Annotated in this window: 23 protein-coding genes; 19 read left to right on the plus strand and 4 right to left on the minus strand. The window is 51.2% G+C overall.

The features are described 5' to 3' along the window. Positions 1-85: 85 nt before the first annotated feature. From K6958_RS01900 to K6958_RS01915, 4 genes are all read right to left on the minus strand, one after another. A complete protein-coding gene (locus tag K6958_RS01900) occupies positions 86-1,216 on the minus strand; it encodes an ABC transporter permease (protein WP_249893113.1) in 1,131 nt (376 codons plus the stop codon). Then, positions 1,216-2,133, minus strand: a complete 918-nt coding sequence (locus K6958_RS01905; protein ID WP_249893114.1) for an ABC transporter ATP-binding protein — start codon at positions 2,131-2,133, stop codon at positions 1,216-1,218. The genes K6958_RS01900 and K6958_RS01905 overlap by 1 nt, the downstream gene beginning before the upstream one ends. Continuing rightward, positions 2,130-3,083: an HlyD family secretion protein gene (locus tag K6958_RS01910; protein WP_249893115.1), complete on the minus strand. Its 954-nt coding sequence runs from the start codon at positions 3,081-3,083 to the stop codon at positions 2,130-2,132. The genes K6958_RS01905 and K6958_RS01910 overlap by 4 nt, the downstream gene beginning before the upstream one ends. Before the next feature lie 291 nt (positions 3,084-3,374). After that, entirely contained in the window at positions 3,375-3,593 is a 219-nt protein-coding gene (locus tag K6958_RS01915) for a SlyX family protein (protein WP_249893116.1), read from the minus strand. 277 nt (positions 3,594-3,870) lie between these two features. Between K6958_RS01915 and fkpA the strand changes: the two genes are divergently transcribed. The 19 genes from fkpA to rplV all read left to right on the plus strand — a co-directional run bounded on the left by fkpA (position 3,871) and on the right by rplV (position 18,327). After that, a complete protein-coding gene (gene fkpA / locus K6958_RS01920; protein WP_249893117.1) occupies positions 3,871-4,689 on the plus strand; it encodes an FKBP-type peptidyl-prolyl cis-trans isomerase in 819 nt (272 codons plus the stop codon). Between the two features lie 176 nt (positions 4,690-4,865). Further along, complete coding sequence (locus K6958_RS01925; RefSeq protein WP_249893118.1) at positions 4,866-5,588, plus strand: helix-turn-helix transcriptional regulator; 723 nt, start codon at positions 4,866-4,868, stop codon at positions 5,586-5,588. Continuing rightward, a complete protein-coding gene (gene tusD / locus K6958_RS01930) occupies positions 5,588-5,971 on the plus strand; it encodes a sulfurtransferase complex subunit TusD (protein WP_249893119.1) in 384 nt (127 codons plus the stop codon). Before K6958_RS01925 ends, tusD begins: the two co-directional genes overlap by 1 nt. Beyond that, complete coding sequence (gene tusC / locus K6958_RS01935; RefSeq protein ID WP_249893120.1) at positions 5,971-6,330, plus strand: sulfurtransferase complex subunit TusC; 360 nt, start codon at positions 5,971-5,973, stop codon at positions 6,328-6,330. Before tusD ends, tusC begins: the two co-directional genes overlap by 1 nt. Positions 6,331-6,339: 9 nt before the next feature. After that, on the plus strand, positions 6,340-6,627 hold the full coding sequence (gene tusB / locus K6958_RS01940) for a sulfurtransferase complex subunit TusB (RefSeq protein ID WP_249893121.1): 288 nt from the start codon (positions 6,340-6,342) through the stop codon (positions 6,625-6,627). Positions 6,628-6,752: 125 nt separating this feature from the next. Then, positions 6,753-7,127, plus strand: a complete 375-nt coding sequence (gene rpsL, locus K6958_RS01945) for a 30S ribosomal protein S12 (RefSeq protein ID WP_003852912.1) — start codon at positions 6,753-6,755, stop codon at positions 7,125-7,127. 96 nt (positions 7,128-7,223) lie between these two features. Next, positions 7,224-7,694: a 30S ribosomal protein S7 gene (gene rpsG / locus K6958_RS01950; protein WP_038629748.1), complete on the plus strand. Its 471-nt coding sequence runs from the start codon at positions 7,224-7,226 to the stop codon at positions 7,692-7,694. A gap of 93 nt (positions 7,695-7,787) precedes the next feature. Then, entirely contained in the window at positions 7,788-9,896 is a 2,109-nt protein-coding gene (gene fusA, locus K6958_RS01955) for an elongation factor G (protein ID WP_249893122.1), read from the plus strand. Positions 9,897-9,965: 69 nt separating this feature from the next. Continuing rightward, positions 9,966-11,150: an elongation factor Tu gene (gene tuf / locus K6958_RS01960; protein ID WP_249893123.1), complete on the plus strand. Its 1,185-nt coding sequence runs from the start codon at positions 9,966-9,968 to the stop codon at positions 11,148-11,150. Between the two features lie 204 nt (positions 11,151-11,354). Next, entirely contained in the window at positions 11,355-11,549 is a 195-nt protein-coding gene (bfd, locus tag K6958_RS01965) for a bacterioferritin-associated ferredoxin (RefSeq protein WP_249893124.1), read from the plus strand. Positions 11,550-11,940: 391 nt separating this feature from the next. After that, a complete protein-coding gene (locus K6958_RS01970) occupies positions 11,941-13,920 on the plus strand; it encodes a glycosyl hydrolase family 18 protein (RefSeq protein ID WP_249893125.1) in 1,980 nt (659 codons plus the stop codon). Positions 13,921-14,127: 207 nt separating this feature from the next. After that, entirely contained in the window at positions 14,128-14,604 is a 477-nt protein-coding gene (gene bfr, locus K6958_RS01975; protein ID WP_249893126.1) for a bacterioferritin, read from the plus strand. A gap of 353 nt (positions 14,605-14,957) precedes the next feature. Beyond that, positions 14,958-15,269, plus strand: coding sequence for a 30S ribosomal protein S10 (rpsJ, locus tag K6958_RS01980; protein WP_001181005.1), 312 nt, complete (start codon positions 14,958-14,960; stop codon positions 15,267-15,269). A gap of 32 nt (positions 15,270-15,301) precedes the next feature. After that, positions 15,302-15,931, plus strand: coding sequence for a 50S ribosomal protein L3 (gene rplC, locus K6958_RS01985; RefSeq protein ID WP_085068476.1), 630 nt, complete (start codon positions 15,302-15,304; stop codon positions 15,929-15,931). A 10-nt stretch (positions 15,932-15,941) separates the two neighbouring features. Beyond that, positions 15,942-16,547 (plus strand): 50S ribosomal protein L4, encoded by a 606-nt coding sequence (rplD, locus tag K6958_RS01990; RefSeq protein ID WP_249893127.1) that lies wholly within the window; start codon positions 15,942-15,944, stop codon positions 16,545-16,547. Then, entirely contained in the window at positions 16,544-16,846 is a 303-nt protein-coding gene (gene rplW / locus K6958_RS01995; protein ID WP_038629756.1) for a 50S ribosomal protein L23, read from the plus strand. The genes rplD and rplW overlap by 4 nt, the downstream gene beginning before the upstream one ends. Positions 16,847-16,863: 17 nt before the next feature. Further along, complete coding sequence (gene rplB / locus K6958_RS02000) at positions 16,864-17,685, plus strand: 50S ribosomal protein L2 (RefSeq protein ID WP_103061372.1); 822 nt, start codon at positions 16,864-16,866, stop codon at positions 17,683-17,685. Positions 17,686-17,701: 16 nt separating this feature from the next. Beyond that, positions 17,702-17,980 carry a 30S ribosomal protein S19 gene (rpsS, locus tag K6958_RS02005; RefSeq protein WP_004929772.1) on the plus strand — a complete coding sequence of 93 codons (279 nt, stop codon included), beginning with the start codon at positions 17,702-17,704 and terminating at the stop codon, positions 17,978-17,980. A 14-nt stretch (positions 17,981-17,994) separates the two neighbouring features. Next, the gene (gene rplV / locus K6958_RS02010) at positions 17,995-18,327 is read left to right on the plus strand and encodes a 50S ribosomal protein L22 (RefSeq protein ID WP_007891659.1); all 333 of its coding nucleotides are present in this window, start codon (positions 17,995-17,997) and stop codon (positions 18,325-18,327) included. The last annotated feature ends 9 nt before the right edge of the window (positions 18,328-18,336 follow it).

Here is an 18,336-nt window from a genome sequence, read left to right on the forward strand (position 1 = left end):
ATGTGAGGGCAGGGAGCGGTTCGCTCTCTGCCCTTATTATTGGCGTTTTCAGTAGTTGCCGTTATATCCCGCCGTTTTTAATGCGTTAACCAAGCCGATTTTTATAGAGCAAGCGTACCGCCACGCACAGCGCAACGATAATAATCACCAGATAGAGCGCATGTTGCCACAGCGTCATAAGGCTGTTCCCCTTCAGCATGATCCCCCGAATTAAGCGCAGGAAAAAAGTGTTAGGCAGCAGCGAACCCATCATTTTTGCCCATGTCGGCATGCCCTGAAAAGGGAACATAAAACCGCTGATTAAAATGGTTGGCAGCAGATAGAAAAAGGTCAACTGCATCGACTGAAGCTGGCTGGTGGCAAAGAGAGATAGCGCGATGCCGACCATCAGGCTGGAGCAGATAAACAGCAGGATCGTCAGGATCAGTGAAAGGTAATCGCCATACATAGGGATATGAAAGATATGCAGGCTGATGAGCATGATCGCCAACGACTGCAGTGAGGTAATGACAAAGTAAGGCATTATCTTACCGCTAATTACCTCAAACGCCGTTACCGGCGTGGCCAGTAACGTTTCTATCGTGCCGTTTTCTTTTTCTCTTACCAGCGAGAGGCCTGCCAGTAAGACCAGCGTCAGGGTAATTACCAGGCTAAACAATCCCGGAATAATGTTGTACTCCATCCTGTTTTCTGGATTGTAAACGCGCTGGATAACCATGTTGATGGCATGAACCTCACCGTTATGGGAAAGCGCGGCTTTCGGCAGCGACTGGCGCAAAATTTGCTCCGGCAAGGGTTGCGTAGCGGCCAGCGCATTAGCAATGGTTGCCGGATTGGTCGCATCGGCCTCGATTAGCAAGTCCGCCCGCTCTTCGCGGATAAGATGTCGGGAAAAGCCGGCCGGAATGGTCACCACAAACTGAACCTTCCCTTGTTGCAGCGCTTGCCTGGCCTGGCGTTCATCCATTTGGCCGACAATTTCAAAGTACTGAGTATGCGTCAGGGCATGCACGACATTACGGCTGAAACTGCTTTTGTCGTAATCCACCACGGCCGTTGGCAAGCGTTTAGGATCGGGATTCAGCGCATAGCCGAATATAATAACCTGCATAAGCGGAATAAAAATAATCAGGCAGATACTGAGCGGATCCTTTTGCAACTCTTCCAGCTCCTTAATCACCACACCCCACCAGCGCAACCATGAAAAGGCGTGCATCACTTTACCTCTTGCTGCTCATATTGATTTAGCAGATGAGAGAAAATATCTTCCAGGCCGGTTTCTACCGAAATGAACTGGTGGTGCTTGCCGTGCCAGCGCAATGTCTGTTCCGTGACATCTCCCCGACCTCCCGTCACGTGCAGGACATTGCCCAGCCGGGTGAGATATTGAATGCCTGGTTTACCGCGCAGCGTATTCTCCAGCCAGTGGATATTCTCGCCGCGCACTTGCCAGGTTTGTAAATTTTGCCGGGCAATGATCGAGGGGATATCACCGGTTGCCAGCAGTGTGCCCCAGCACAGATAGGCCAGCTGATGGCAACGTTCGGCCTCGTCCATATAGTGAGTGCTGACCAGGATAGTGATTCCCTGCTCGGCCAGCTGATGCAGAATGTGCCAGAATTCACGCCGGGCATTAGGATCGACGCCGGCGGTGGGCTCATCCAACAGTAACAACTTTGGTCGATGCAGAAGCGCGGCGGCCAGCGCCAGGCGTTGTTTCCAGCCGCCGGAGAGATTGCCTGCCAACTGATGCTGCCGTTGCGTCAGCCCCATCTGCTCCAGCACGTCATCGACGCGCTTTCCCGCAGCGGTTAATCTATGCAGGCGGGCCAGAAACCGCAGGTTGGCGCGAACGCTGAGCTTTTTCCATAGAGAAAAATGTTGCGTCATATAGCCCGTCTGTTTTTTTATCGCCGCATAGTTATTAATCAGATCGTGGCCCAGGCATTGGCCAGTGCCGGAGTCAGGTGTCAGTAATCCACACAACATGCGGATGCTGGTGGTTTTTCCGCTGCCGTTTGGCCCAAGAAAACCGCAAATTTTTCCCTGCTCAATGGTCAGCGACAAATCTTTGACGATATGGCGCTGAGCGAAATATTTGTTGAGGTGCCTGACTTCGATAGCGTTACTCATAGCATTACCGTCACTGCCATGCCGGGATGAAGTTGCGTACTCGCCTGCTGAAGATTCTGTGGTACCGCCTCAATAAGGAAAACCATCTGCTCGCGCTGTTGATTGCTGTAAACCAGCGGCGGCGTATATTCGGCCTGCGGCGAGATATAGTTGATTTGCGCCAGCAGCGGCGGGCCTGACAACGGCCTGATGCTGATGGTTTGTGCGTAACGTAGCTGGCTCATGCGCAACGCAGAGACAAAGAAACGGACTTTAATATTCTCAGGCGGCAGGAGCGCCAGTACAGCTTTGCCGGCAGGCACCCATTCGCCTGGCGAATAGTAAATATCGCTCACCTGAGCGTTAACGGGGGCATAACGTGAGGTTTGTTGGTTGGCCCAGGCGGCTTTTGCCAGGGTAGCCTGGGCAGCTTTGATAAGGTGCTGTTGGGCCGCATATTGTGCCGTACGCGCCGGTAGCGATTCCGCAGTAATACGTTGATTGATTTCATCAACGGCAGACGCTTTTTGCTGACGTTCTCGTTTTACCTGCTCGTAATCAAACTCAGAGAGCATCTGCCGCTGATACTTTTTGCGCTCCCGGACCAGTTTCGATTCTGCCAGCGCCAGTGCTTCACTCGCCTGCCTGCGCTGCGCATGCAAAATCGCCAGCTCTTCTTGACGTTTACCCGAAGAGAGATCTTTTAAAACCAGCTGTTCACGTGCCAGCTGTGCCAGCGCCAGGTTGACTTCCTGCTGCTCCTTTTCATTATCCACGGTAAATAATAGCGCCGCCTTTTCCGCCTGCTCTCCTTTATTTACTGCTAAAGTTTTCAGCGTGCCAGATGTAGCTGGAGAAATATAAAGGTAATGGGCTTCGATATAGCCATGAAGACTATTTTCTTCCAGCGGTTTACACCCGACAGGTAACAATAGTATGGCAGGTAAAAGCCAGCCTTTATAATGATCCATAGTTAATTTTTTATTCCATTAATCGATAAGTCAGGCTGGAAAAAATAAGTTTAATGATTGATTAAGTTATCATTTCTTACAACTTTTTCAGTATTTGTTCATCCTTGTTATTTTCATTATATTTTCCCGTTACGCGCAGCAAAATGAATTTTCGGCATGTTGATGTTAATCGATAATTAAAGGTCGAAAAAACAACCAGCGGAGAGGCGTAAATAAGGGAGTGGTAAATAACCCATTAAGGATGCTGCGGCGCGCTAAATAATATGCCGCAGCGTCAGACAGGCGCAACGATTAATAGTGCGGCGGCGGAGTTTCTTCCGATGGATGCGCCATCATTGAAGGCGCCGCAGCTTTTAATTTATCAATCAGCAGGCGTATTTGCTCACGCATTTTAGCCATTTCCATTTCATGCTGGACCACGGTCTGATTTAGATCTTCGATGGTCTGCTCCTGAAAGGCGAGTTTGCTTTCCAGCCGTTCCAGCTGTTGTTCAAAGGTATGTTGCTGCATCGCTATTCCCCTGTTGCGCGTGTCTGGCATGTCGGCTGGCTATCCGTTGAGGCTAAAACCGCATGCCTTCACTTTATGTTGTGCGATTTTGCCCGCGATGGTTGAAAAAGCACAGCCTTATCGTCATATCAATTGGAACTTCCCGACACAAAAAAGGGTCGGATGTACTCTTAAGTTTGCCGGGCGGGCATGATAAGTTGTTCCGCACAGTTATAGTACAGGCCTGTTGGTCTGCAACGATTGCCGAGGTGAGAGGCTTCGGTTTTGGAGATAATGGATGAAATCACTGTTTAAAATTACGCTGTTAGCCGCCACGATGGCCGCCACGCTCAATGCACCGATGGCATTGGCAGCAGACTCCGCACCGGCTGAACAAGCTGCGCCTCAAGCCCCTAAAAACGCGGCTTTCAAAAACGAAGACCAGCAATCTGCCTATGCGCTGGGTGCATCGCTGGGCCGTTATATGGAAAATTCGCTGAAAGAACAGGAAAAACTGGGCATTCAGCTGGATAAATCACAGCTGATTGCTGGCGTGCAGGACGCCTTCGCCGGCAAAAGCAAATTATCCGACCAGGAAATTGAACAAACCCTGCAGTCTTTTGAAGGCCGCGTGAAGGGCGCCGCTCAGGCGAAGATGGAAAAAGATGCGAAAGAAAATGCGGAGAAAGGCGATGCCTACACCGCAAAATTCGCTAAACAGAAAGGCGTGAAGAAAACCGATAGTGGCTTACTCTATCTGGTAGAGAAAGCGGGCAGCGGTGACGCGCCGAAAGATAGTGATACCGTCGTGGTTAACTATAAAGGCACGCTGATTGACGGTACGGAGTTCGATAACTCTTACACCCGTGGCGAGCCGCTCTCTTTCCGTCTTGACGGCGTGATCCCGGGCTGGACTGAAGGCCTGAAGCACGTGAAGAAAGGCGGGAAAATCAAGCTGGTCATTCCACCGCAGCTCGCCTACGGTAAAAATGGCGTTCCGGGCATTCCGGCTAACTCCACGCTGGTGTTTGATGTTGAACTGCTGGATATCAAACCGGCGCCGAAAGCTGACGCGAAAGCGCAGGCTCCAGTCGCCGACGACAAAAAAGCACAGTAATCCTGCTACCGCCGCGTTAACGCGGCGGTTTTATTTGTATGCCCCGCGATCCCCGGCTGGACAAAAATCTGGCATAAGCTGCAGACATTTGCCAGACTAGCGCTGCGCAAATTTGTATGATGAGTCTGCCCTGGCCGCGCTGAGACAGGCTCCAGCCAATTAGGGTAATGTCTTTCATGTCTAATCCATTCAATCCAGGCGATCTGACCGATCTCGATTTACTGGAACAACATCCGTTCGATCAAACTGACTACGATATCCTGAAATCTTACGAAGCCGTTGTTGATGGCCTCGCGATGCTGATTGGCTCACATTGTGAAATCGTGCTGCATTCGCTAGAGGATTTAAAATGTTCCGCGGTGCGTATCGCCAACGGCGAACATACCGGTCGTAAAGTCGGCTCGCCGATTACCGATCTGGCGCTGCGCATGCTGCATGATATGACCGGGGCTGACAGCAATGTCTCACGCGCCTACTTCACCCGCGCGAAAAGCGGGGTGCTGATGAAGTCGGTGACGATCGCTATTCGTAACCGCCAGCAGCGCGTGATCGGCCTGCTGTGCATCAACATGAATCTGGACGTTCCTTTCTCGCAAATCATGTCGACGTTTATGCCGCCGGAAACCCCGGATGTTGCATCACCGGTTAACTTTGCTTCTTCGGTAGAAGATCTGGTGACCCAGACGCTGGAGTTCACCATTGAGGAAGTCAGCGCCGACCGCAACGTGGCGAACAACATGAAGAACCGTCAGATTGTGCTGAATCTGTACGAGAAAGGCATTTTTGATATCAAAGATGCCATTAACCAGGTCGCCGACCGGCTTAATATTTCTAAACATACGGTTTATCTCTATATCCGCCAGTTTAAAAGTGGCGATACCCAGGGGCAGGAGCGTTAATGCGTTATACGCTTGTGGTGACGGGACCGGCTTACGGCACCCAGCAAGCCAGCAGCGCGCTGCTTTTTGCTCGCGCTTTGCTGACGGCCGGGCATCAGCTGGTGAGCATCTTCTTCTATCGGGAAGGGGTGCTGAACGGTAACCAGCTTACGGCTCCGGCCGGTGATGAGTTTGATATGGTGCGCGCCTGGCAAGCGTTGCAGCAGCAGGGCGTGGCGCTGAACATTTGCGTAGCGGCGGCATTAAGACGCGGCGTGACCGATAAACAGGAAGCTGCCAGCCTGGGGCTGGGTTCGGCCAATCTTCAGCCTGGATTTACCCTGGCAGGTCTGGGCGCGTTAGCCGAAGCGATGCTTACCAGCGATAGAGTGGTGCAGTTCTGATGAAATCGATCGCCTTTGTTTTTACCCGCGCGCCTCACGGCAGCAGCAGCGGACGGGAAGGGCTGGATGCGGCATTGGCCACCGCCGCCCTGTGCGAGCAGGTCTCGCTCTTTTTTATCGGCGACGGCGTACTGCAGTTGAGCGATCGGCAACAGCCGGAAAAAGTGCTGGCGCGCAATTATATCGCCACCTTCGGCGTCCTGCCGTTGTATGAGGTCGAGGCGTGTTATATTTGCGCCGACTCGCTTGCTGAACGCGGGCTGACGCCAGAGAGCCCGCGCGTGCTGCCCGTGCAGGTTCTGGACAGCGCGGCGCTACGCGTCCGTCTGTCGCAGGCTGACCATATCCTGACTTTTTAAGGAGCCTTGATGCTGCATACGCTGATGAGTTCACCGTTTCAGTGCGATTATTTTTTATTGCTGCGCATGCTGCAGGCGGATGACGATCTGTTGTTGATGCAGGACGGCGTCCTGGCCGGGCTACAAAATAATCGCCTGTTGCCACAGCTGTTGCAAGCCCCAGCGCGGCTCTGGGCGCTGAAGGAGGATGTCGAGGCGCGCGGATTAACTGCGCAAATTTCATCCGAAATCACCGTTATCGACTATAATGATTTCGTTATGCTGACGGTAAAACAGCAACAACAAATGCCCTGGTGAGCATAAGACGCCTGGTTATTTCTTGACACCTTTTCTGCTCAGCCCTAAAATTCTGCGTCCTCGTATTAATACGAGGCGATTTATTACGTGTTTACGAAGCAAAAGCTAAATCCAGGAGCTATTTAATGGCAACAGTTAATCAGCTGGTTCGCAAACCGCGCGTACGCAAAGTTGCTAAAAGCAACGTGCCGGCGCTGGAAGCTTGCCCGCAGAAACGTGGTGTTTGTACCCGTGTGTACACCACTACCCCGAAAAAACCGAACTCCGCACTGCGTAAAGTATGCCGTGTTCGTTTAACCAACGGTTTCGAAGTGACTTCCTACATCGGTGGCGAAGGCCACAACCTGCAGGAACACTCCGTAATCCTGATCCGTGGCGGTCGTGTTAAAGACCTGCCAGGTGTGCGTTACCACACCGTTCGTGGCGCGCTTGACTGCTCTGGTGTTAAAGACCGTAAGCAGGCTCGCTCCAAGTATGGCGTGAAGAAGCCAAAGGCTTAATGGTTCTCCGTTAAGTAAGGCCAAACGTTTTAAATTAAATGTCAAAATAAACTCGTAGAGTTTTGGACAATCCTGAATTAACAACGGAGTATTTCCATGCCACGTCGTCGCGTCATTGGTCAACGTAAAATCCTGCCAGATCCTAAGTTCGGATCTGAGCTGCTGGCCAAATTTGTAAATATCCTGATGGTAGATGGTAAAAAATCTACTGCTGAAGCAATCGTCTATACCGCGCTGGAGACCCTGGCTCAGCGTTCTGGTAAAACCGAACTGGAAGCTTTCGAAGTCGCTCTCGACAACGTACGTCCGACTGTAGAAGTTAAGTCACGTCGCGTTGGCGGTTCTACTTATCAGGTACCGGTTGAAGTCCGTCCGGTCCGTCGTAATGCTCTGGCAATGCGTTGGATCGTAGAAGCTGCTCGTAAACGCGGTGATAAATCGATGGCTCTGCGCCTGGCGAACGAACTTTCTGATGCTGCAGAGAACAAAGGTACTGCAGTGAAGAAACGTGAAGACGTTCACCGTATGGCCGAAGCCAACAAGGCGTTCGCTCACTACCGCTGGTAATAACCGCGTAGTTATTGTTAACCCAGCGGGCGCTCAATTAGCCAACCCGCTGGGGATGACTTATTTTGAACGTCCGAGAATCAGAGGAATCAAATGGCTCGTACAACACCCATTTCACGTTACCGTAACATCGGTATCAGTGCTCACATCGACGCCGGTAAGACCACTACCACCGAGCGTATCCTGTTCTACACCGGTGTTAACCACAAAATCGGTGAAGTACATGATGGCGCTGCAACCATGGACTGGATGGCACAGGAGCAGGAACGTGGTATTACCATTACTTCTGCTGCGACCACCGCGTTCTGGTCAGGTATGGCCAAGCAGTTTGAGCCGCACCGCATCAACATCATCGACACCCCGGGACACGTTGACTTCACCATCGAAGTTGAACGTTCCATGCGTGTTCTTGATGGCGCGGTAATGGTTTACTGTGCGGTTGGTGGTGTTCAGCCGCAGTCTGAAACCGTATGGCGTCAGGCTAACAAATATAAAGTTCCGCGCATCGCGTTCGTTAACAAAATGGACCGCATGGGCGCTAACTTCCTGAAAGTTGTTGGTCAGATCAAAACCCGTCTGGGTGCAAACCCGGTTCCTCTGCAGCTGGCTATCGGCGCTGAAGAGAAATTCACCGGCGTTGTTGACCTGATCAAAATGAAAGCCATCAACTGGAACGAAGAAGATGCAGGCGTGACCTTCACTTATGAAGAGATCCCGGCTGACATGGTTGACCTGGCTGAAGAATGGCATCAGAACCTGATCGAATCTGCGGCAGAAGCCTCTGAAGAGCTGATGGAGAAATACCTCGGCGGCGAAGAGCTGACTGAAGAAGAGATCAAAAAAGCACTGCGTCTGCGCGTGCTGAACAACGAAATCATCCTGGTTACCTGTGGTTCTGCATTTAAGAACAAAGGTGTTCAGGCGATGCTGGATGCAGTGGTTGAATTCCTGCCAGCACCGACCGACGTACCGGCTATCAAGGGTATGCTGGACGACGGTAAAGATACTCCGGCAGAGCGTCACTCTGACGATAAAGAGCCGTTCTCTGCTCTGGCGTTCAAAATTGCCAACGACCCGTTCGTGGGTAACCTGACCTTCTTCCGCGTGTACTCAGGCGTGGTTAACTCAGGTGATACCGTACTGAACTCTGTGAAATCACAGCGTGAGCGTTTTGGCCGTATCGTACAGATGCACGCCAACAAACGTGAAGAGATCAAAGAAGTTCGCGCGGGCGATATCGCTGCGGCGATCGGTCTGAAAGACGTGATCACCGGTGATACCCTGTGTGATCCGAACAACCCGATCATCCTGGAACGTATGGAGTTCCCGGAGCCGGTTATCTCTATCGCGGTTGAACCGAAAACCAAAGCTGACCAGGAAAAAATGGGTCTGGCTCTGGGCCGTCTGGCGAAAGAAGACCCGTCATTCCGCGTATGGACTGACGAAGAATCTAACCAGACCATTATCGCTGGTATGGGTGAGCTGCACCTCGACATCATCGTTGACCGTATGAAGCGTGAGTTCAACGTTGAAGCTAACGTAGGTAAACCGCAGGTTGCTTACCGTGAAACTATCCGCGACACCATCAAGGATGTCGAAGGTAAACACGCGAAACAGTCTGGTGGTCGTGGTCAGTACGGTCACGTTGTGATCGACCTGTACCCGCTGGAGCCGGGCGGCAAAGGCTACGAATTTGTCAACGACATCAAAGGCGGTGTGATTCCTGGTGAATACATCCCTGCAGTTGACAAAGGTATCCAGGAGCAGCTGAAATCTGGTCCGCTGGCGGGTTACCCGGTAGTTGACTTGGGCGTTCGTCTGCACTTCGGTTCTTACCATGATGTGGACTCCTCTGAACTGGCGTTTAAACTGGCTGCATCTCTGGCGTTTAAAGACGGCTTTAAGAAAGCGAAGCCGGTTCTGCTTGAGCCGATCATGAAGGTTGAAGTTGAAACGCCGGAAGAGAACATGGGTGACGTAATCGGTGACCTGAACCGTCGTCGTGGTATCATCGAAGGTATGGATGACACCGCTACCGGTAAAACCGTTCGCGCTCAGGTACCGCTGTCTGAAATGTTCGGTTATGCTACTGACCTGCGTTCTCAGACCCAGGGCCGTGCTTCTTACTCCATGGAGTTCCTGAAGTACGCGGAAGCGCCGAACAACGTCGCTCAGGCCGTTATTGAATCTCGTAGCAAATAAGCTACGGTTTTAGAATAGTGAACAGATGCCCTCATCAAGCATGAGGGCATAACAGTAAGGAATATCGCCATGGCGAAAGAGCAATTTCAGCGTAACAAAACGCACGTTAACGTTGGTACTATCGGCCACGTTGACCACGGTAAAACCACTCTGACCGCAGCTATCACCACCGTTCTGTCCAAAACTTACGGTGGCCAGGCTCGTGCGTTCGATCAGATCGATAACGCGCCGGAAGAGAAGGCTCGTGGTATCACCATCAACACTTCTCACGTTGAATATGAAACCCCGACCCGTCACTACGCGCACGTTGACTGCCCGGGCCACGCCGACTATGTGAAAAACATGATCACCGGTGCTGCTCAGATGGACGGCGCTATCCTGGTTGTTGCTGCGACTGACGGCCCGATGCCGCAGACTCGTGAGCACATCCTGCTGGGTCGTCAGGTTGGCGTTCCTTACATCATCGTGTTCCTGAACAAATGTGACATGGTTGATGATGAAGAGCTGCTGGAACTGGTTGAAATGGAAGTACGTGACCTGCTGTCACAGTACGACTTCCCGGGCGACGACACTCCGATCGTTCGCGGTTCCGCGCTGAAAGCGCTGGAAGGCGAAGCTGAGTGGGAAGAGAAAATCGTTGAGCTGGCTGGTCACCTGGATTCTTACATCCCTGACCCGCAGCGTGCTATCGATCTGCCGTTCCTGCTGCCGATCGAAGACGTATTCTCTATCTCTGGCCGTGGTACCGTTGTTACCGGTCGTGTTGAGCGTGGCGTGATCAAAGTGGGTGAAGAAGTTGAGATCGTGGGTATCAAAGATACTGCGAAATCTACCTGTACCGGCGTTGAAATGTTCCGCAAACTGCTGGATCAGGGTCAGGCTGGTGAGAACGTTGGCGTTCTGCTGCGTGGTATCAAACGTGAAGAGATCGAGCGTGGCCAGGTTCTGGCTAAGCCGGGCTCCATCAAGCCGCACACCACTTTTGAATCAGAAGTTTACGTTCTGTCCAAAGACGAAGGCGGCCGTCATACTCCGTTCTTCAAAGGCTACCGTCCGCAGTTCTACTTCCGTACTACTGACGTGACTGGTTCCGTTGAACTGCCGGAAGGCGTTGAGATGGTGATGCCGGGCGACAACATCAAAATGGTTGTTACCCTGATTCACCCAATCGCGATGGACGACGGTCTGCGTTTCGCAATCCGTGAAGGCGGCCGTACCGTAGGCGCGGGCGTTGTTGCTAAAATTATCGCTTAATTGTCGATAAGCCGGCGGCGCTTTGGTGCCGCCTTAGCCTGAAAAGAGCGCTTCGGTGCTCTTTTTTTTTAAACATTCTCATTGTGCTTCTGTCTCCCCAGCCCAGCCCAGCCCAGCCCATGGCGTTAATCCACATAAACTGCACGTTGTAATACAAACGATTCTCATTTAGAATGCGATCAAATTTTGTACTGGAGCGGCTGAATGTACGTCTGTTTGTGTAATGCGATTAGTGATAAAACCATCCGTGAAGCTGTGCGCCGTTATCAACCAAAATCGATTCAGCATTTGCGAAAAATTGTGCCGGTAGGTCAGCAGTGTGGGAAATGCATCCGCGCTGCGCGTGAGATTATGGATGAAGAGCTGCTGCTGTTAACGGAGTATCAGGAAATCGCTTAATATACCTCTGCCATGCGATAAGAACGCGGGCGCTGCCAGCTTTCCAGCGCGCCTGCGTGACATAAGAACCTGGCGTTGGGAAGCAGAATAAGCCCTCATATTGAATAAGCAACCTCTTCTGCTTTGGTTGAACGCTTATGTTATTCTTCAGTCCGCTTCCTTAGCCTGCATCGTTTATCCTACTCAATATAAACCTCGTATTAATTAAGTAAGTTCATCGCGATTTTGCTGATGAGATTATTTATCTTCTGCCCTGCAGTGAATTTTTCAGCCTGTTTTTAAACCCTTATTAAACGCTTGCTGGGTATGGCGTCATGTCATTCCAGCCGTTACGGGTTAATTAGCCATATTGATTTAGCAACAATATTTATGGATCAACGAGGGAAAAGGAATGCGTTTAAATAAAATTGTCAGCGGATTGTTGTTAGCAAGCTGTACTGTGATGGCAAGCTATACCGCGATGGCGTCGGATGGCGTGCTGTTGGTAGACGATCAGCAAAACATTATCGTTGGACTAACAGATCTAAAGATGTATTCAACGGACGGCGGCAAAACCTGGCATGAAATTTATGCGGGCGGTAAAGATGAAAATGGTAAAGAGATAAAATTTTTCGGCGAGGCTGAGGTTATAGTTGCCGAGTATGATTGGGAATTCTTTGAGTATGCCTATGACGAGACCAAGGTTTACGACCAGAAGTCTCAGTATATTATTTATGACGATTCCCTTTGGCAAAACCAGTGGTGGGCCGGCCCAGGACAATTACCGGGTACCGATCCGGTCTGGAGAAGGATAGGGGACGCTAAGCCAGATATTATTAAAGTGCTCCGCTTTAGTCCTTATACTGGTCAGCAGGCGCAAGATTTCCAAAAACAACTGAAAGAAGCGCTCTCCAGTAAACGTAAAGTTATTGGTTATTTCCCGGAGTGGGGCGTCTATAAGGCGCATGACTATTTTACGCCTGAAAAAGTGGCTTATAACCAAATTTCCCACTTAAACTATGGCTTTGCTGTAGTTACTTCTGCGGGCATAGTAGAGACGCATGACACCGGGAAAGGCCCGGCACTAATGAAAGAGCTCGCTAAGCGCACCAAAGAAGCGGGTGTGATAAATATGCTTTCTGTCGGCGGCTATACCAATTCTCAGGTTTGCGCGGAGCGTTGTAATGAGCCTGAAGAAAATCAGGTTAAGGTGTTTGAAGCCGCTACGGCCACGCCGCAACGCGTGGAGCGTCTGGCCAGTAGTATCGTTGATTATATGATCCAGTGGGGCTTTGACGGCGTTGATATCGACTGGGAATACCCCAGCACCGAGAAACAGGCTGCGCAGTATACTCAGCTAATTAAAAGCCTGCGCGCCAAGCTGGACGCGTTAGGCCTGAAAAACGATCGCTATTACCAGCTTTCATCAGCGGTTACGGCGAATCATAATAATATTAAGTATACCAATCCGGCAGAAACGGCCCCTCTGCTTGATAGTGTTAATGTCATGAGCTACGACTATCATGGCGCCTTTGATGCGATTACCGGTCATAATTCGCCGCTTTATGCGAATTCCCTTGATAGCGATAAGAAATTCAATATCGATTCGACCATGAAGGAATATAACCAAACCTGGGGCATACCAAAAAACAAACTGATGGTAGGCCTGTCATGGTATGGGCGTGCCTGGGATTTCGTTTCAGCCAATGAAAACATCGCCGGTCTGCCAGGGCTGTTTAATAGTGGCCGCGCAGGGGTAAAAGGCCAGTGGGATGATAAAAACGAATTCACCGGCACCAATCCTTATCGCAAGCTAAAACAGATGGCCCTGGACAAACAGTTCCAGCGTTACTGGGACGCTCAGGCGCATGTACCTTACCTCTACAATGCCAGCGCGCAGGAGTTTTATACCTATGATGATACGGACTCTATTCGAGAGAAGGTAAACTATATCGAACGTGAGGGCTATGGCGGCGCCATTATCTGGGATCTGAGCGGCGATACCGACGATCATGAACTGGGCGCCATCTCCGCTAAGCTGCTCTCTCAGGAAATTGGCCTTGACCTTAACGTTGATGTCGCGCGTCAGCCTGACGGCAGAATGGCGATTAAAACCACGTTGGATAAAGAGACGTTTAATGCTGAAAAACGCATTATGATCTATATCAACAACACCTATGAGGGTGAGATTTACAACAGTAGATCATATTACTCTTCCAATACTTATAATGCTAATGGCACGGTAACGGTGAAAACTAACATTACGGCGGAACCGAACGTGGGCGATACCGTAAAAGTTGTTCTGGCCGAAGGCCAGCCAGGCTGGAGCCATAGCGTTGATAGCGGGAAATTACTGAAGCAGGTTACCATCACGGAAGAAATGCTGAAGTAATCTGGTTTCGCTCGACATATTTTGTCTTATTGCGCCGCCTGCACTCCCAGGGCGGCGCTTTTTTATTGCCGGCGCGTAGCAAACCGCAGACGGTGCAAAACTTTCAATCGCGATACATCGCGCAAAGTGCGGAAGAGAATGCCGGGCAGAGTGGCAAGTTTACCAACCCGGTATAGGCTCAAAGTAACTGGAAGCGGAGGTAGCGAAATGAAAGGCGATGCAAAGGTAGTGAGTTATCTTAATAAATTGCTGGGCAATGAGCTGGTTGCGGTTAATCAATATTTTCTGCATGCGCGCATGTTCAAAAACTGGGGACTGATGCGTCTGAATGACGTTGAGTACCACGAGTCGATTGATGAGATGAAGCATGCCGATAAATATATTGAGCGCATTCTCTTTCTCGAAGGCATACCTAATCTGCAGGACCTGGGGCGTTTGCGCATTGGCGAGGATGTGGAAGAGATGCTGCGCTCCGATCTGGCGCTGGAGCTGGAGGGCGCAAGCGATCTGCGCGAGGCGATTGCCTATGCGGATAAAATCTTCGACTACGTGAGCCGCGATATGATGATCGAAATCCTTGCTGATGAAGAGCACCATATCGACTGGCTGGAAACGGAGCTAGAGCTAATACAAAAAATGGGCATCCAGAACTATCTCCAGGCGCAAATCAGAGAAGAGTCTTAGCCCTGCCAGGATAAACAAGCGGCAATACCAGCGCCGTAGCGCTACACGAGCAACAGGCCTGAGCGGGCCAATGGCGGATAAGGCCAACGGGTTGCTGGCGACTGCGGCGCGCCACTTTTTTAGCGGCGAGGGCGTTCTGCGGGTTGCTATCTGAGCGAATTCCCGTATAATGCGCGGGCCTGCTAATATTGCAGGCGCGATTCGAGCAGAATCGCAGGCTAGTCGGATATCGCCTGGCCTGACAATACTCCCGATTGGGGAGTTATATGCTGAACGATTACACTCCCCCATCAATCGTAATGGGTGTGAGGAGTAATTTTTTTCGTTTATAAAATAATTGGAGCTCTGGTCTCATGCAGAACCAAAGAATCCGTATCCGTCTTAAAGCGTTTGATCATCGTCTGATCGATCAATCAACCGCGGAAATCGTCGAGACCGCCAAGCGCACTGGTGCGCAGGTGCGTGGTCCGATCCCGCTGCCGACCCGCAAAGAGCGCTTTACCGTTCTGATCTCCCCGCACGTTAACAAAGACGCGCGCGATCAGTATGAAATCCGCACTCACAAGCGTCTGGTTGACATCGTTGAGCCAACTGAAAAAACCGTTGATGCTCTGATGCGTCTGGATCTGGCTGCCGGTGTAGACGTGCAGATCAGCCTGGGTTAATCAGGTCATCGAGCGATTGAGAGGTTGAAACAATGATTGGTTTAGTCGGTAAAAAAGTGGGTATGACCCGCATCTTCACTGAAGAAGGCGTTTCTATCCCTGTAACCGTTATCGAAGTTGAAGCAAACCGTGTTACTCAGGTTAAAGGTCTGGACAGCGACGGTTACCGCGCCATCCAGGTTACCACCGGTGCTAAAAAAGCAAACCGTGTGACCAAACCTGAAGCAGGTCATTTTGCTAAAGCTGGCGTAGAAGCTGGCCGTGGTCTGTGGGAATTCCGCACCGCTGAAGGTGAAGAATATACCGTTGGCCAGGACATCAGCGTTGAAATTTTCGCTGAAGTTAAGAAAGTTGACGTGACTGGTACCTCCAAAGGTAAAGGTTTCGCCGGTACTGTTAAGCGCTGGAACTTCCGTACCCAGGATGCTACTCACGGTAACTCCTTGTCTCACCGCGTTCCGGGTTCTATCGGTCAGAACCAGACTCCGGGCAAAGTGTTCAAAGGCAAAAAAATGGCAGGTCAGCTGGGTAATGAGCGCGTAACCGTTCAGAGCCTGGACGTAGTACGTGTTGACGCTGAGCGCAACCTGCTGCTGGTTAAAGGTGCAGTTCCCGGTGCTACCGGTAGCGACCTGATCGTTAAACCAGCTGTGAAGGCGTAAGGGGATAGCAATGGAATTAGTATTGAAAGACGCGCAAAGCGCGCTGACTGTTTCCGAAACTACCTTCGGTCGTGATTTCAACGAAGCGCTGGTACATCAGGTTGTTGTTGCTTATGCAGCTGGTGCCCGTCAAGGTACTCGTGCCCAGAAAACCCGTGCTGAAGTAACTGGTTCCGGTAAAAAACCGTGGCGCCAGAAAGGCACCGGCCGTGCGCGTTCAGGTTCTGTTAAGAGCCCGATCTGGCGTTCAGGTGGTGTGACTTTCGCTGCGAAGCCGCAGGATCACAGTCAAAAAGTTAACAAAAAGATGTACCGCGGCGCGCTGAAAAGCATTCTGTCCGAGCTGGTACGTCAGGATCGTCTGATCGTTGTCGAGAAGTTCTCTGTAGAAGCGCCGAAAACCAAGCTGCTGGCACAGAAACTGAAAGATATGGCGCTGGAAGACGTGCTGATCATCACCGGTGAACTGGATGAAAATCTGTTCCTGGCTGCGCGTAACCTGTACAAGGTTGACGTGCGTGATGCAGCGGGTATCGATCCGGTTAGCCTGATCGCCTTCGACAAAGTCGTTATGACTGCTGACGCAGTTAAGCAAGTTGAGGAGATGCTGGCATGATCCGTGAAGAACGTCTGCTGAAAGTGCTGCGCGCGCCGCACGTTTCTGAAAAAGCGTCTACCGCGATGGAAAAAACCAACACCATCGTTCTCAAAGTTGCGAAAGACGCGTCCAAAGCAGAAATCAAAGCCGCTGTGCAGAAACTGTTTGAAGTTGAAGTCAAAGACGTGAACACCCTGGTCGTTAAGGGCAAGGTTAAGCGTCATGGACAGCGTATTGGTCGTCGTAGCGACTGGAAGAAAGCTTACGTCACCCTGAAAGAAGGCCAGAATCTGGACTTCGTCGGCGGCGCAGAGTAAGTCGGAGGAGAAGAACAATGGCAATTGTTAAATGTAAACCGACATCTCCGGGTCGTCGCCACGTAGTTAAAGTGGTGAACCCAGAGCTGCACAAGGGCAAACCATTTGCTCCGCTGCTGGAAAAAAACAGCAAATCCGGTGGCCGTAACAACAATGGCCGCATCACCACGCGTCACATTGGTGGTGGTCATAAGCAGGCTTACCGTATCGTTGACTTTAAACGCAACAAAGACGGTATCCCGGCAGTTGTTGAACGTCTTGAGTACGATCCGAACCGTTCCGCGAACATCGCGCTGGTTCTGTACAAAGATGGCGAACGCCGTTATATCCTGGCCCCTAAAGGCCTGAAAGCTGGCGACCAGATTCAGTCTGGCGTTGATGCTGCGATCAAAGCAGGTAACACCCTGCCGATGCGTAACATCCCAGTAGGTTCCACCGTTCATAACGTAGAAATGAAACCAGGCAAGGGCGGTCAGATTGCTCGTTCTGCTGGTGCTTACGTGCAGATCGTTGCGCGTGAAGGTTCCTACGTAACCCTGCGTCTGCGTTCAGGTGAAATGCGTAAAGTCGAATCTGACTGCCGCGCAACACTGGGCGAAGTCGGTAACGCTGAGCACATGCTGCGCGTTCTGGGTAAAGCAGGTGCAGCCCGCTGGCGTGGTGTTCGTCCGACCGTTCGTGGTACTGCGATGAACCCAGTAGATCACCCGCACGGTGGTGGTGAAGGTCGTAACTTTGGTAAGCACCCGGTAACCCCGTGGGGCGTTCAGACCAAAGGTAAGAAGACCCGTAGCAACAAGCGTACTGATAAATTTATCGTACGTCGCCGTAGCAAATAATATTAGAGGATAAGCCATGCCACGTTCTCTCAAGAAAGGTCCATTTATTGACCTGCACTTGCTGAAGAAGGTAGAGAAAGCGGTGGAAAGCGGTGACAAGAAGCCCCTGCGCACTTGGTCCCGTCGTTCAACGATCTTTCCAAATATGATCGGTTTGACCATCGCTGTCCATAATGGTCGTCAGCACGTACCTGTCTTTGTTTCCGACGAAATGGTTGGTCACAAACTGGGTGAATTCGCGCCGACTCGTACTTATCGCGGTCACGCGGCTGATAAAAAAGCCAAGAAACGCTAAGGCAGGAGGAAGAGATGGAAACTATTGCTCAACATCGCCACGCTCGTTCTTCTGCTCAAAAGGTTCGCCTGGTGGCTGACCTGATTCGCGGTAAGAAAGTGTCGCAGGCTCTGGACATCCTGACCTACACCAATAAGAAAGCGGCTGTACTGGTCAAGAAAGTTCTGGAATCTGCCATTGCTAACGCAGAACACAACGATGGCGCTGATATCGACGATCTGAAAGTCGCGAAAATTTTCGTCGACGAAGGCCCAAGCATGAAGCGCATTATGCCGCGTGCGAAAGGTCGTGCAGATCGCATCCTGAAGCGCACCAGCCACATTACTGTGGTTGTGTCCGATCGCTGAGACTCTGGA

This window comes from Mixta hanseatica (genome assembly GCF_023517775.1).
Classification (GTDB): Bacteria; Pseudomonadota; Gammaproteobacteria; order Enterobacterales; family Enterobacteriaceae; genus Mixta; species Mixta hanseatica.